The 13,799-nt window shown below is 54.6% G+C and carries 18 protein-coding genes; 13 read left to right on the top strand and 5 right to left on the bottom strand.

Going from position 1 to position 13,799, the window contains the following annotated elements; all coding sequences use genetic code 11:
* Positions 1-7 precede the first annotated feature (7 nt).
* From kapD to BJQ97_RS14430, 3 genes are all read left to right on the top strand, one after another.
* Positions 8-628: a 3'-5' exonuclease KapD gene (gene kapD / locus BJQ97_RS14440; RefSeq protein WP_160157095.1), complete on the top strand. Its 621-nt coding sequence runs from the start codon at positions 8-10 to the stop codon at positions 626-628.
* Between the two features lie 75 nt (positions 629-703).
* Positions 704-919, top strand: coding sequence for a hypothetical protein (locus BJQ97_RS14435; RefSeq protein WP_063193220.1), 216 nt, complete (start codon positions 704-706; stop codon positions 917-919).
* Between the two features lie 55 nt (positions 920-974).
* On the top strand, positions 975-1,499 hold the full coding sequence (locus BJQ97_RS14430; protein ID WP_160157094.1) for a superoxide dismutase family protein: 525 nt from the start codon (positions 975-977) through the stop codon (positions 1,497-1,499).
* A 165-nt stretch (positions 1,500-1,664) separates the two neighbouring features.
* Here the strand turns inward: BJQ97_RS14430 and BJQ97_RS14425 are convergent, their stop codons facing one another.
* The gene (locus BJQ97_RS14425) at positions 1,665-2,888 is read right to left on the bottom strand and encodes a MalY/PatB family protein (RefSeq protein WP_160157093.1); all 1,224 of its coding nucleotides are present in this window, start codon (positions 2,886-2,888) and stop codon (positions 1,665-1,667) included.
* A gap of 88 nt (positions 2,889-2,976) precedes the next feature.
* Between BJQ97_RS14425 and BJQ97_RS14420 the strand changes: the two genes are divergently transcribed.
* From BJQ97_RS14420 to yugI, 4 genes are all read left to right on the top strand, one after another.
* Complete coding sequence (locus BJQ97_RS14420) at positions 2,977-3,240, top strand: DUF1871 family protein (RefSeq protein ID WP_160157092.1); 264 nt, start codon at positions 2,977-2,979, stop codon at positions 3,238-3,240.
* A gap of 54 nt (positions 3,241-3,294) precedes the next feature.
* Entirely contained in the window at positions 3,295-3,795 is a 501-nt protein-coding gene (locus BJQ97_RS14415) for an Lrp/AsnC family transcriptional regulator (protein WP_025949995.1), read from the top strand.
* Positions 3,792-4,964, top strand: coding sequence for an aminotransferase (locus tag BJQ97_RS14410; protein WP_160157091.1), 1,173 nt, complete (start codon positions 3,792-3,794; stop codon positions 4,962-4,964). Before BJQ97_RS14415 ends, BJQ97_RS14410 begins: the two co-directional genes overlap by 4 nt.
* A gap of 106 nt (positions 4,965-5,070) precedes the next feature.
* Positions 5,071-5,436 carry a S1 domain-containing post-transcriptional regulator GSP13 gene (gene yugI / locus BJQ97_RS14405; protein ID WP_160157090.1) on the top strand — a complete coding sequence of 122 codons (366 nt, stop codon included), beginning with the start codon at positions 5,071-5,073 and terminating at the stop codon, positions 5,434-5,436.
* A gap of 106 nt (positions 5,437-5,542) precedes the next feature.
* On the opposite strand, the gene BJQ97_RS14400 is transcribed toward yugI, so the two are convergent.
* Positions 5,543-5,776, bottom strand: a complete 234-nt coding sequence (locus tag BJQ97_RS14400; RefSeq protein WP_011232397.1) for a DUF378 domain-containing protein — start codon at positions 5,774-5,776, stop codon at positions 5,543-5,545.
* A 149-nt stretch (positions 5,777-5,925) separates the two neighbouring features.
* Between BJQ97_RS14400 and BJQ97_RS14395 the strand changes: the two genes are divergently transcribed.
* The 3 genes from BJQ97_RS14395 (at position 5,926) to BJQ97_RS14385 (ending at position 9,882) form a co-directional block, all read left to right on the top strand.
* Positions 5,926-7,089, top strand: a complete 1,164-nt coding sequence (locus BJQ97_RS14395) for an iron-containing alcohol dehydrogenase (protein ID WP_160157089.1) — start codon at positions 5,926-5,928, stop codon at positions 7,087-7,089.
* 768 nt (positions 7,090-7,857) lie between these two features.
* Complete coding sequence (locus BJQ97_RS14390; RefSeq protein ID WP_160157088.1) at positions 7,858-9,207, top strand: glucose-6-phosphate isomerase; 1,350 nt, start codon at positions 7,858-7,860, stop codon at positions 9,205-9,207.
* Between the two features lie 270 nt (positions 9,208-9,477).
* Positions 9,478-9,882 (top strand): YugN-like family protein, encoded by a 405-nt coding sequence (locus tag BJQ97_RS14385; protein WP_160157087.1) that lies wholly within the window; start codon positions 9,478-9,480, stop codon positions 9,880-9,882.
* Here BJQ97_RS14385 and BJQ97_RS14380 read toward each other — a convergent pair.
* Positions 9,879-10,874 (bottom strand): potassium channel family protein, encoded by a 996-nt coding sequence (locus BJQ97_RS14380; protein WP_160157086.1) that lies wholly within the window; start codon positions 10,872-10,874, stop codon positions 9,879-9,881. The genes BJQ97_RS14385 and BJQ97_RS14380 overlap by 4 nt on opposite strands.
* 111 nt (positions 10,875-10,985) lie before the next feature.
* Here BJQ97_RS14380 and BJQ97_RS14375 point away from each other — a divergent pair, with 111 nt between their 5' ends.
* Positions 10,986-11,186, top strand: coding sequence for an H-type small acid-soluble spore protein (locus BJQ97_RS14375; protein ID WP_160157085.1), 201 nt, complete (start codon positions 10,986-10,988; stop codon positions 11,184-11,186).
* Between the two features lie 268 nt (positions 11,187-11,454).
* On the opposite strand, the gene BJQ97_RS17740 is transcribed toward BJQ97_RS14375, so the two are convergent.
* Positions 11,455-11,748 carry a hypothetical protein gene (locus BJQ97_RS17740; protein WP_236567279.1) on the bottom strand — a complete coding sequence of 98 codons (294 nt, stop codon included), beginning with the start codon at positions 11,746-11,748 and terminating at the stop codon, positions 11,455-11,457.
* A 90-nt stretch (positions 11,749-11,838) separates the two neighbouring features.
* On the opposite strand from BJQ97_RS17740, the gene BJQ97_RS14365 reads away from it, so the two are divergent.
* On the top strand, positions 11,839-12,339 hold the full coding sequence (locus BJQ97_RS14365) for a GNAT family N-acetyltransferase (protein WP_160157084.1): 501 nt from the start codon (positions 11,839-11,841) through the stop codon (positions 12,337-12,339).
* A 56-nt stretch (positions 12,340-12,395) separates the two neighbouring features.
* Positions 12,396-12,647, top strand: coding sequence for a hypothetical protein (locus tag BJQ97_RS14360; RefSeq protein WP_160157083.1), 252 nt, complete (start codon positions 12,396-12,398; stop codon positions 12,645-12,647).
* A 211-nt stretch (positions 12,648-12,858) separates the two neighbouring features.
* On the opposite strand, the gene BJQ97_RS14355 is transcribed toward BJQ97_RS14360, so the two are convergent.
* Entirely contained in the window at positions 12,859-13,725 is an 867-nt protein-coding gene (locus tag BJQ97_RS14355; RefSeq protein ID WP_407066459.1) for a thermonuclease family protein, read from the bottom strand.
* Positions 13,726-13,799 lie beyond the last annotated feature (74 nt).

Genomic DNA, 13,799 nt, shown 5'->3' with positions numbered 1-13,799 from the left:
AGCGACGATGGACAGCCCGCAATATTTGTTTCTCGATTTTGAATTTACGATGCCGGAGACGAAAACGAGCCCGAACCGATTTTGCCCGGAAATCATTGAAGTCGGCCTTGTCGCGGTTGTTGACGATCAAATCATCGGCCAATTTTCTTCCTATGTGAAGCCGCTCCGCTTTCCGCAGCTCACCGAACGGTGCAAGTCGTTTCTCAATATCACACAAGAGCAAATTGACCGCGGCATGAGTTTTTATGAGTTGGTTTCTTTGCTTCGGCAATATGACCGCGAACGCCCGACGACCGTTATGACATGGGGGAGCATGGATATGAAAGTGCTGCGGGAAAACTGCCAATCGGCGCAAGTGGAATTCCCATTCACTGGCGAGCACCGTGATTTAGCCATGGAGTATAAGCGGTTTTTCGGCAACAAAAACCAAACCGCGCTGCGCAAGGCGGTGCAAGAGTACGGCAATGAAGCAGTTGGAAAAGCCCATTGCGCACTCGATGATGCGTTCACCGCGTATACGATTTTCCGGCTGGTGGAAAACGATAAAAAATATTTGGCGAAAACGAAACCGCCGACGATCGGGGAACGGATCGATTTCACCCAGCTGCGGAAAAAATTCGCTTTATAGCCGGCTGCGTTGGCAGCGGCTTTTTTGTGCTATAATGGGAATGGACAATTTTGCGGCAGAAAGGTTGTTTTCGTGATGTGGCCATCGGTGTTGAATTTGTTTTTGTACTTTCCGGAAGACAAACGCGAATACATTCCCGCGGCGATTTCGTTTGCCGTCTTCTTCTTGATGGCGGTGTTCACGATGCGGCTCATCATCGTCATTTCCCGGCGGCAGGAGAAGGAAGCGAAGCGGCTTGAAGAACAGCTGCTTGGAAAACGAGAGGAACGGAAGGAGCCGCCCGGAGTATAAACGCGCCTCCCTCCGGCAATACTGGCGGATAACAAGTGATGCTGGAGGGTGGTTCGTGTTGCGAAAAATGTACGGTGTGGTGCTCGCGGCGGCGTTCGCGCTGTCTGGATGTGGCCAAGAGGATGCGACGAGCCGAAAGGTGGAGATGATCAATGCGGACGGCGATTCGATCGGCACGATCGAGTTGACCGAACAGGCGGAAGGGGTGCAGCTGAAGCTAGACCTAGAAGGCCTCCCTCCGGGGGAGCATGCCATTCACATCCATGAAAACGGAAGCTGCAAACCGCCTGATTTCCAGTCGGCCGGCGGTCATTACAATCCGGACGGGAAAAAGCACGGCCTTTTACATCCGGAGGGAGCGCATGCCGGCGATTTGCCAAACATTATTGTGAACGATGACGGCACGGTCCATGTAGAGCTGACAGCGCCCAATGTGACGCTGAAAGAAGGAGAAAAAGGTTCGCTGCTCACAAAAGACGGAACGTCGATCGTCATTCACGCCAAGAAAGATGACGGCATGACCCAACCGGCGGGGGATGCGGGCGGACGGATTGCCTGCGGGGAAATCAAGTCGTCGTGAAACAGGGGCTCTCGCGAGAGCCCCTGTTTCACGTTTTTGGTGCAACGCAGCGGTCGACCAATGCATCTCTTCTTTGATTTTAGTGCATGACAGCAGCTGATTGATTCGGCTCTTCTTTGTGTTTAGAGCAAGGCAGCGGCCGACCCGCGCGGCCCTTCTTTGATTTTAGTGCAGCGCCATCGCCAGCCGCCGCAGCCCTTCCTCAAGCGTCGGGCGCGGGCAGGCGATATTCAAGCGGATGAAGCCGGCGCCTTCCCGACCGAATTTGCTGCCGAACTCGACGGCCAGTTTTCCTTTTTCCAAAAGATGCTTCTTCAGCTCCGCCTCGGAAAGGCCAAGGCCGCGGCAGTCAATCCAGACGAGATACGTCGCTTGCGGACGGACGGGGCGAAGCTGCGGCAAGTGTTCCGCCAAATAGGCGACGGTCATGTCGATGTTTTGCCGCAAGTAATCGAGCAAGGCGTCAAGCCACGGCTCGCCATGGCGATAGGCCGCTTCCGCTCCGACAATGGCGAACGTATTCAATGTAAAAAAGCCGTGCCGCTGCTGAACGCGGCGGAACGCCCGGCGCCGCGATTCATCGGGAATGATGACTTCCGCCGCCTGCAAGCCGGCGAGGTTGAACGTTTTCGTCGGCGCGCGGAACGTCGCGCTTAGCGCGGTCAGCTCCGGGTGGAGCGAGGCAAACGGCGTGTGTTTGGCTGGCAGAAACGTTAAATCGGCGTGAATTTCGTCGGACAGGACGAAGACGCCGTGTTTCAAACAAAGTTCCCCAAGCCGTTTGAGCTCTTCTTTTGTCCACGATTTGCCCCCTGGGTTGTGCGGATGGCAAAGGATGAGAAGCCGAGCGCCGGGCAGCTTCCCCTCCAAGTCGTCCCAATCGATGGCGTAGTTGTTTTCCGTCAAGCGAAGCGGGCTGAATATGAGCGTGCGGTCATGGCGACGGACGAGATCAAACAGCGGCCGGTAGACCGGGGAAAAAACGATGATGCGATCCCCCGGTTCAGAAAACGCTTCGATGGCGGCGGCGACCGCCGGCACAACGCCGTGGGCAAACACGAGCCAAGACGGGTCGATCGTCCAGTCATGACGGCGTTTGAGCCATTGGCATACCGCTTCTTTGAGTGAATCAGGAATAAGGGTGTAGCCGAACACGCCGTGTTCGATTCGCACTCGCAGCGCTTCTTGCACTTCTTTTGGCGCGGGAAAATCCATATCGGCGACCCACATCGGCCATACGTCTTCGCAGCCGAACACCCGATGGACATCATCCCATTTCACTGAGAGCGTACCTCGGCGGTCGATGACGCGATCAAATGGAAATGCGGCTTCATCTTCCCGCCAGTCTGCTCCATTGCTGGCGGGGCTGTTTGAGTCAAACGGAAACATGGTTGCATCTTCTCCCTTCTTTTTTTCGAATCGATGGCTTATAATTGGTTATATCATAGCATCAAAAAAGAAGGTGGATGGCGGCGGCATGGATGGACAACAGTTGAATCGGCTTCTTATTGAGACGATCGGCGCTTGGGATCCGTTTGGCCTTGGAAAAGACGCCTACGACGTCGAGGCGGCCAGCGTGCTCCAGGCGGTGTATGAGACGGAAAACGCCCGCCTGTTGGCCGCCCGCATTCAGTCCATATATGAATTCGCCTTTGACGAGCCGATTCCTTTTCCCCACTGCCTAAAACTCGCCCGCCGGCTGCTTGAATTAAAGCAAGCGGCGTCCTGTCCGCTCCCGTGATGACGACAGGCGGCCGGCTTGGCGAAACCGACCGATGAAATGGAGGGATGTTGGGTGAAATTGAGCGAAAAAGAGCTGGAAATTATCGAAATATTGGAAAAAGATGCGCGAACGCCGATCGATGTACTGGCGAAGATGGTCGATTTGCCGGTCGAGGAAACGGAAGCGCTCGTCAAAAAGCTGGAAGAGGCGAAAGTGATCGTCCAATATACGGCGCTCATTGACTGGCGGAAGGCGGACGGCCGCGAAGGGGTGACGGCGATGATCGACGTCAAGGTGACTCCGAAGCGCGGCGTCGGCTTTGACGAGGTGGCGGAACGCATTTACCGGTTCCCGGAAGTGAAATCGGTCTATTTAATGTCCGGCGCTTATGATTTGTCAGTCGTTATTGAAGGGCGTTCGATGGCGGAAATCGCCCAATTTGTTTCCGAAAAGCTGTCGACGCTCGATTCCGTCATTTCGACGACCACTCATTTCATTTTGAAAAAATACAAACATGACGGCATCGTCTTTGACCAAGGAGATCAAGATCGCCGCATCGTGGTGTCGCCATGAAGCCGCAAACGAGAAAAACGTACGTGTCCAAGACGGTTGCGGGCTTGAAGCCATCCGGCATCCGCCGCTTTTTTGACCTTGCTTCCAGCATGGACGGCGTCATTTCGCTTGGCGTCGGCGAGCCGGATTTTGTCACGTCCTGGAGCATTCGCGAAGCGAGCATTTTGTCGCTCGAGCAAGGCTATACGTCGTATACGGCCAACGCCGGGCTCTTGGAGCTCCGCCAAGAAATCGCCGCCTATTTGCGCCGCAAGTTTCATATCGATTACTGTCCGGAAACGGAAATTTTCGTGACGGTTGGGGCGAGCCAGGCCATCGACTTGGCGCTTAGGGCGATCATCAACCCGGGCGATGAAGTGATCATCGTCGAACCGAGTTTTGTTGCCTACGAGCCGCTTGTCGTGCTCGCGGGCGGGAAGCCGGTGGCCGTTCACACGTCTGGCGAAGACAAGTTTCAGCTCAATCCGGTGCACCTTGAGCGGGCGATCACCGAGCGGACGAAGGCGGTCATCATTTGTTCACCGAACAACCCGACCGGAACGGTGCAGAGCCGCACGGAGCTGGAAGCGATCGCCCGTCTGGCTGAGGCGTACGATTTGCTCGTTGTTGCCGATGAAATTTATGCCGAGCTGACGTATGAAGGAGAGTATACGAGCATGGCCGCTGTTAGCGGCATGCGCGAGCGGACGATTTTGATTTCCGGTTTTTCGAAAGGGTTTGCGATGACCGGATGGCGGCTCGGGTTTGCGGCAGCACCTGACGAGATTTTGCAGGCGATGCTGAAAATCCATCAGTATGCCATGATGTGCGCGCCGACGATGGCGCAATATGGGGCGCTTGAGGCGCTTCGCAGCGGAGAGCGCGATGTCGTCGAGATGCGCAACAGCTACCGGCGGCGGCGCAACTATTTTGTCGCTTCGCTCAATGAAATCGGGCTGCCGTGCCATTTGCCGGGCGGAGCGTTTTACGCCTTCCCATCCATCAAGCCGACCGGTTTGACATCGGAGCAGTTTGCTGAGCGGCTGCTCATCGAAGAAAAAGTGGCGGTCGTCCCCGGCAACGTCTTCGGCCAAAGCGGGGAAGGCTATATCCGCTGTTCATACGCTTCATCGTTGGAACAGCTGCAAGAAGCCATTAAGCGAATGAAACGGTTTTTGGCGCGCCTGTAATTGGGGATGTTCCGCCGTCAGCGGGACATCTTTTTTTGGGTTTGCTGTCGGTCTATGTTATAATACAAAAACATAGGACGAAATTCATCAAGTAGGAGTGTTTCGCTTGTCAACGACCAAACGAGGAGCGATCGTGAAAGGGAAGGTGACGGGCATTCAGCCGTATGGAGCGTTCGTCCAGCTTGAGGACGGCATGCAAGGGCTGATCCATATTTCCGAAATTTCTCATCAATTTGTGAAAGATGTGCACGATTACGTCCATGTTGGGGATGAAGTGACGGTCAAGGTGCTTCATGTCGATCAAAAGGCGAGGAGGGCGAGCCTGTCCCTAAAGGCGCTCGAACCTGCTGGGGAGAAGGAAAAACGCCATATGCGCATGAAAATGCCGCTCAAGTCGGGGTTTCGTCCGTTGAAGGAAAAACTGCGCGAATGGATTGAGCAGTCCAAGAAAGAAAATGGGCCGAAACCATAAGAACCGTGCCCCTAGGCGGTAAAGGGGCATGGCGCTTTTGACCGGGAATTGCCGCCAAAATCAAACACCCACCGCCAAGCGGTGAGTGTTCCGGCTGCATGTTTTGTCATGTGCGCGATGTTTTCGGTTCAGTGCGACCAAGCTCTTCTGCCGGTTTGAACAGCAGCGCCAAGTTGATCAAGCCGGCGATGCCGACCAAGCTGTAGATGATGCGCGACCAAACGGAGTCTTGGCCGCCGAAAATGGCGGCGACTAAGTCAAATTGGAAAAAGCCGATTAGTCCCCAGTTAATGGCGCCGATAATGGTCAACAATAGCGCAATGCGTTGCAATGCTCCCATCTTGTTTGCCTCCTTTGGAAAGTTTCTTTTCAACTTATAGGATGAATCGCAGTCGTGAAAAATATGCATCGTTTGCCGCCAAAGCAGTTGGTTTTGCAAACGGCGGCAGGCGCTGCCATAATCCATTCAGGAAAAAGGAGGGCATCCATATGCAAAAGTTTATCTTCCGCAACCCGACGAAACTGATTTTCGGAAAAGGACAGCTCGAACAGCTCAAAGAAGAAGTGCCGCGCTACGGCAAGAAAGTGCTGCTCGTGTACGGCGGCGGCAGCATCAAACGAAACGGGCTGTATGACGAAGTGATGAAGATTTTGGGAGATATTGGCGCTGAGGTCATCGAACTGCCAGGAGTCGAACCGAACCCGCGCGTCTCGACCGTAAGAAAAGGGGTGGACATTTGCAAGCGGGAAGGCGTCGAGTTTTTGCTGGCGGTTGGCGGCGGCAGCGTCATCGACTGCACGAAAGCGATCGCCGCTGGGGCGAAATTTGACGGCGATCCGTGGGAGTTTATCACGAAAAAAGCGCCGGTCACCGGCGCCCTGCCGTTTGGCACCGTCTTGACGCTGGCGGCGACCGGCTCGGAGATGAATTCCGGTTCGGTGATTACAAACTGGGAGACGAAAGAAAAATACGGATGGGGCAGTCCGTTTACGTTCCCACAATTTTCGATTTTGGATCCAACGTATACGATGACCGTTCCGAAAGATCACACGGTGTATGGCATCGTTGATATGATGTCCCATGTGTTTGAGCAATATTTCCACCATACGCCGAACACGCCATTGCAAGACCGAATGTGCGAAGCGGTGTTGAAAACCGTGATCGAAACGGCGCCCAAACTGATCAACGATTTAGAAAACTACGAGCTGCGCGAGACGATCATGTACTCAGGCACGATCGCCTTAAACGGCTTTTTGCAAATGGGCGTCCGCGGCGATTGGGCGACGCACAATATTGAGCACGCCGTTTCAGCTGTGTACGATATTCCGCATGCGGGCGGCTTGGCGATTTTGTTCCCAAACTGGATGAAGCATGTGCTCGATGAAAATGTCAGCCGTTTCGCCCAGCTCGCGGTGCGCGTGTTCGATGTCGATCCGGCGGGCAAGCCGGAGCGCGATGTGGCGCTTGAAGGCATTGAGCGGCTGCGCGCCTTCTGGTCGAGCCTCGGGGCGCCGTCGCGGCTTGCGGACTATGGCATCGGCGAGGAAAACTTGGAGCTGATGGCCGATAAAGCGATGGCGTTTGGCGAGTTCGGCCGTTTCAAAACGTTGAACCGCGATGATGTGCTCGCCATTTTGCGCGCTTCCCTTTAACGTAATTTCCGAAAGAAGTCTCCCGCCTCAAGGAACGTGAAGGGCACAGCCCAGTGAGTAGGCGGGAGATGAATTTCGGTTGCCAATCGCCAACGAATATGATAGTCTATGGTTAGAACGGACACCTTCGGAATGAAGGGAAGCGTAAAGGGTTCTTGTGTGTGGCTTACCGTTCAGCAAACACGCACAAGTCGCTTGAAGCCTCCACCTCTAAGCGAAGTGTAGGTGGCGGGTAGTTCACCGGGGGAGATGCAGTGGTTTCCTTGATGAATTGATGATGGCGCTGGCTTGGCGGCTGAATCTGCCTGAGCCGGCGCTTTTCCTATTTTCTTGGTTGGATTGGGCCGCTTCTGATCCCACGGGATGGCGGAAAGTGAGGAGGGCGCGCAAAACAGCCGTTCCTCCCGAATCCATGGTTCTCGAATGAGGAAAAAGCACAACGTTGATCACGTTTCTTGAGGCGAGCAGCCTTTTGATTCCATCACGAACCTCCTAGAAGGCTGGTGAAAAACGAGTTTTGTGCGCAAATCGGCGGGGTTTCATCAGAAAAGAGGGACGATTTGGCGAGGTTTCTCTGCTTGAAAAACGATTGGGATAGGTTGTCTTTTTCACTGCATCCCCCTCTCTCTAGGCGCTGCTCAAGGAAATTGGCGCGGCGAACATGACGAAACATGAATCCGTTTCCAAAAAAGTGGGCTGCTTGATTTCCCTTGTTTATTCCGCTAAAGTGAAAGAAGGCAATGATTCTTGAAGGGGAGGCGGACATCGATGACCCACATTCGCTTTGACTATTCCAAAGCGCTCGCCTTTTTTGGCGAACATGAGCTTACATACTTGCGCGATGCGGTGAAAGTCGCGCACCATTCGCTTCATGAAAAAACCGGTGTTGGAAGCGACTTTTTAGGCTGGCTTGACTGGCCGGTCGACTATGACAAAGAAGAATTCGCGCGCATCAAGAAGGCGGCGACAAACATCCAATCGGACTCGGATGTCCTTCTGGTCATCGGCATCGGCGGTTCGTACCTCGGCGCGCGGGCGGCGATCGAGATGCTGCACCATTCGTTTTACAATGCGCTTCCGAAGGAAAAACGGAACACGCCGCAAATCGTGTTTGTCGGCAACAACATCAGCTCGACGTATATGAAAGACGTCATCGATTTCTTGGAAGGGAAAGATTTCTCGATCAACGTCATTTCCAAATCGGGGACGACGACCGAGCCGGCGATCGCCTTCCGCATTTTCCGCAAGCTGCTTGAGCAGAAATACGGCAAAGAGGAAGCGCGCCGCCGCATTTACGCGACGACGGACCGCTCGCGCGGCGCACTTCGGACGCTCGCCAATGAGGAAGGGTACGAGACGTTTGTCATTCCGGATGACATCGGCGGCCGCTACTCGGTGCTGACGGCGGTCGGGCTGCTGCCGATTGCCGCAAGCGGCGCGAATATTGACGCCATGATGGAGGGAGCGGCCAAAGCGCGCGACGATTTCAGCTCCTCGGAGCTTGAGGAAAACGCCGCTTACCAATATGCCGCCATCCGCAACATTTTGTACAACAAAGGGAAAACGATCGAGCTGCTCGTCAACTATGAACCAGCGCTGCACTATTTCGCCGAATGGTGGAAGCAGCTGTTCGGCGAAAGCGAAGGAAAGGATCAAAAAGGCATTTACCCGGCTTCCGCCGATTTCTCGACCGATTTGCATTCGCTCGGCCAATACATTCAAGAAGGGCGCCGCGATTTATTTGAAACGGTGTTGAAGCTGGAAGAACCGCGCCATGAGCTGATCATTGAAGCTGAAGAAAACGATCTTGACGGACTGAACTATTTGGCCGGAAAAACGGTTGATTTCGTCAACACGAAAGCGTTCGAAGGGACGCTGCTCGCCCATACGGACGGCGGCGTGCCGAACTTGGTCATCACGTTGCCGAAGCTCGATGAATATACGTTCGGCTACCTCGTCTACTTCTTTGAAAAAGCGTGCGCCATGAGCGGCTACTTGCTTGGGGTGAATCCATTTGACCAGCCGGGAGTGGAAGCGTACAAGAAAAACATGTTTGCGCTGTTGGGCAAACCGGGGTACGAACAGTTGAAAGAAGAGCTGGAGAAACGGTTGAAATAACAAGGAAAAGAAAGCCTCTTCCACCTTTGCGGAGGAAGAGGCTTTTTCTTCTTAACGTTTTTCGTCTCGTTCACCCTTTTTCACCATTCCCAGTCGCTCTTTGCAGGCAATGTGCAGAAGTTGTGAAAAGTTGATTCCTTCTGACTCTGCCGCATTATTTCACCATTTGGGGATCGTCAATGTTTTCTTGACTGCTTTGTTTTCCATCTCGTCACGTGGCAAATAATTGTCGCTAAACGGGAAACGATAAAAAGAAAGGAGGGATTGTCCATGATTGAAATTCCATCCCGATTGGAAGGGAAACAGTTCCAGCTTTATCATTTGGAAGAGCAGCTGAAGCCGCTCGGGTACACGATCGGCGGCGGGTGGGACTACGATCACGGCTATTTCGACTACAAAATCGCCGATGACGTGGGCTACCAGTTTTTGCGCGTGCCGTTTCGGGCGGTCGACGGGCAGCTTGATTCGCACGGAACGACGGTGGAGCTTGGGCGGCCGTTTTTGCTAGGGCATAAATACCAACGGGGCATCGACGATTTCGCCGATGTCGGCAACATCAGCGCCTCATTCAATCAGTTTGCCGAGCCGCAAGACCCGGATGCGACCGTACCCGAGCGATACATTTCCGTCGGAAAGGCGCTTGTCCAAGAACTGGAGCGCCGCCTGCTCGATTAAGGAGCAAGCACGAACAGGCGGTCGCTTTGTTGAATCGGGCGGTCCGGTGCAACGGAAATCGCTCCGTGATCTCCGTGGATGACGCCAAGCAGCGTCACGTTTTGCTTGAGCAGCTGCTGTTGAACGGCGGTGAATGGCTGGCCGATTTGCTGTTCGTCTGGCTCAAGAAGGCAGAGCGTCTGTCCATCCAGGCGGTAAAGCGCCGTCTCCCACACGCTGGCGGCGCCCGGCGAGCGAAGGCTGGCGGCCATGGCGAAACTCGCCAGCAAGTTTGTCTGAATCACCTCATCCGCCCCAGCGCGGAAGGCGTTCTGGACGTTTCGGCCCGTTAGGATTTCCACGATGGCGTACACCGACGGGTTGAGGCTTTTGGCGGCAAGCAGCGTCACAATTGTATCTTTATCGGCTTCCGCTTCCGCTTTATGCGGATCAGCGGTGATGAGCAAAAAACGCGCTTCTTGAATATTGGCCTTCTCCAGCACCGCATCGTCGCTTGCCGTTCCTTTAATGAAATGAACCGGCGCGTTCAGAAGCGGGTGGGACGGAACGGTGGCGTCGATGAGAACGAAGCGCATGGAGGCGTCGTGCCGCGCGAGACGGAGCAACACCTCACGAGCCCGCTCGTTCCAGCCGACGATCACTGCATGGCCGCGTTCTGTATACCGGAGCTGTCCGCTTGTAAAGGCGGTTTCCCGGGCGGCGGCCGCGGCGGAGATGGAAGCGAAATAAGCGGTGAGGATGCCGGTGCCAAGGACGATGAGCGCAATGGCAGCGAGTTTTCCAGCGACCGTTTTCGGGGCGATGTCGCCGTAGCCGATTGTCGCCGACGTCACGATCGCCCACCACACGCCGTCGAACACCGTGCGGAACGTCTCTGGTTCAATGAAGCGCATGAGCGCGCCAAACAGCACGATCAACGCGCTCGCCGAGACAAACAGGCGAAGCACGGGCGGCCAGCGCCAATATGATAACAGCACGTTCCTTGTTTTCATCGTCCACCCCTCTTTTGCTTTTGTCTTTTTTAGTGTGATCCGTTTTTGCATAAACATTCCTGTTTTTTTCCATACTAGGAAACGGAACATCACAGAAAGGGGACAGTGGTCATGGATATGAACCGTGTCAAACAAATCGTTTCTTCCCCTGCCGATATTCCGGTGTATTACAACGGCGTGTCGGTATGGATTGACGGGTATGATGAGGAAAAGCAGACGGCGATCGTCCATTTGCGCGACGGGCGGACTGGTGAGCGCCGGGATGTGCCGGTTTCGGAATTGACGGAAGAGCGGGATGAAACGAATCCATAACGGAATTTGAAAGTGGAGATGCCTGCGAATACCGGTGCATTCACCGGTTTTTGGAAGGCTGGCCCGTCGTTCCAACGGTGAAACCCCACTGATGTTTGGACCGTGGTCTGCGCAGAATGGAAGAAAAGAGGCTGTCGCAAAAGGCGGGTTTCCGTTCAACATAAAAAAAACGTGTCCCGGCAGTGATTTTATGCGTATATCCGATAATTCGAAAAGGTGTCCTGATCCTTAGGGGACACCTTCTTTTTTAGGAGATGCCCCCTTCCCGTCAGGCGGAAGGGGATTGCTTGTACGCCTGGAAGATGCGCACAGCCAATAACAAGGAGCAGGCGAGAAAAAGCAAGTCATCGACCGCATAGACGAGACGGTAGCCGACGGCGGCAAACAGCATGCTGCCGGCCATCGGATCGAACGCTATTCCCATGTAGCATTGAAAGATGAGAAACGAAGAAGCCGCAAACGCCTCTCGCATTTCTGGTAAAATAGGAGTGTAAATTGTTTGCGTAAACGGGCCGAGAAACGCGGCGAGCGGCACAAGATACACGACAAGCTGGCGTTTCATGTCTTTTCTCTTTCCTTTATCTGTACATATGTTATGATTATACTCCCGCTTTTCCTGCTTATAGAAACGAATAAAGGTGGGGGATGCACAATGGAATCGTTTTTAATCCGCGATGCGGCCGCGCCGGATTTGCCGCACATCGTCCGCATTTATAATGAAACGATCCCAAGCCGGATGGTGACGGCGGACTTGGAGCCGGTGTCGGTCGAAAGCCGGCGGGCGTGGTTTGAGGCCCATAATCCGCACCATCGTCCGCTTTGGGTCGTCGAGGACGACGGTGTGGTTTGCGCCTGGCTCAGCTTTCAGTCGTTTTACGGCCGCCCGGCGTACCGCCATACGGCGGAGGTGAGCATTTATATCGCCGAAACGCACCGCGGCCGGGGGCTTGGGACGAAGCTGCTCGAGCGGGCGGTCGATCAAGCGCCGTCTCTTGGGATCAAGACGCTGCTCGGCTTTATTTTTGCCCACAACGAACCGAGTTTGCGGCTTTTCTCCCGCTTCGGATTTGAACGATGGGGATACTTTCCACGCGTGGCGGAATTGGACGGCGTGGAACGCGATTTGGTCATTGTCGGCAAACGGCTTGTATAGAATGGGGGAGGCGGGGAAGTCATAAGTAATGAGGATGAACGGAAAGAGGGAAGGATATGAACGTCATGCCGATTCGGCTGTTTACGATCCAAGATGGAGAAGGATTTGTCGCTGACGCGTTTCAATGCCCGGTGACCGGCAATTTGATTTACAAATCGTCCGGCACGCCGTCCGTTGTCGCATACGCTGACTTGACCGATGAACAAATCATGCACCTTGAGAAATACGGATTTCGGCGGCTCGATTCGGCGCCGGCGCGGGTGGAAAACGGCGCGGATGGCATTGAAGAGCTGCTTCCGAGGCAGTGAGGGAGAAAGAAAATGAGATGAAAGCGTTGAAGAAAAGGCCTGCCCGATGGGGACAGGCTTTTTCTTTTCGCCAGAAGGCCGGCGAAACACAACGGATTCCCTTGATCCGTTTGTGAGAAAGCTCAAGGGATGAAACTGCGGCGCTGCAAGGTTTCTCAATTTGAAAAACATTGTTGCAAAGCCCGATATTCGTTCCATCACCGGCCGTTGATCATTTCAATTGGCGGATGAGCCAATAGAGCGCGGCGGCCGCCGCTAGGCCAAGCAGCGTATAAAGAACCGGACGGCCGGATCGTTCGGGCGGCGTTTTGTTCTCCAAAGCTGGCGGGTGATCGGTTTTGGCCGTCTTTTCCCCGGTCTGCGGCCGCATGTCCGTCCCTACCCCCTCCCTCTCTCCAGCGGCGTGCCTGCCGTACATGCCCGCTCCGGTTCGTTTCGCCTCCTCGTACGCCTTGCGGACGCGTGCTTCGTATTTGTATGTGCCGTAATCGTAAAAATCCTCCACCAGCCCGGCTTTGGCGAGGTCTTCTTGCAGCAGGCGCTTGCCGACCCACACCCAGGCGAGCAGCCGCTGGTATTTGTCAAACAGCGCGTCTCCGTCGGTCTCAAGCGTAATGTTCCCTTGATGGAGGCGGGAACACGTAAACCGGCTCGCTTCTTTCCCATACGGTTCGACTTGGATCGTGCTCTCCGGTGTATCGATAAACAAAAATCGCGTCGTATACACGTGCCCGTTGACGCGGAATTTCGCCGTATCGCCGTCGATGCACTTGACCAATTCAGCCGGGTAGGTGCGGCCAAGGCGCAACGTAGAACGATCATCCTTCTTCCCCAGCGTATGGCCGTCCAGGTCAATTCGGTCTGGAGTGAGATTGCGCTTGCACTTCTCGTTGCCGTTGTATTGCTGAATAAGCCGGACAAGCTCTTGTTTCGTTTTCGCCTGCTTCGCCAGCGCAGTCGGCTCATGGAGCAAATACACGCAGTCGCGGCTGCGGAAATGCCCGCCCAACTCATCAAGCTCGCCCGGGTGGGCAAAAGCGGAAATTGGGAACATCAACAGCAAACAAAACAAGAGCATGGCGATTTGTTTCAAAAACGATCCCTCCACTTCGAAAAAGCGTTTCGTCCTCGCACACCGTCCCTCTCAAACAA

Source organism: Geobacillus sp. TFV-3, assembly GCF_009901865.1.
Classification (GTDB): Bacteria; Bacillota; Bacilli; order Bacillales; family Anoxybacillaceae; genus Geobacillus; species Geobacillus thermoleovorans_A.
This window is presented reverse-complemented; position numbering and strand designations above follow the sequence as displayed.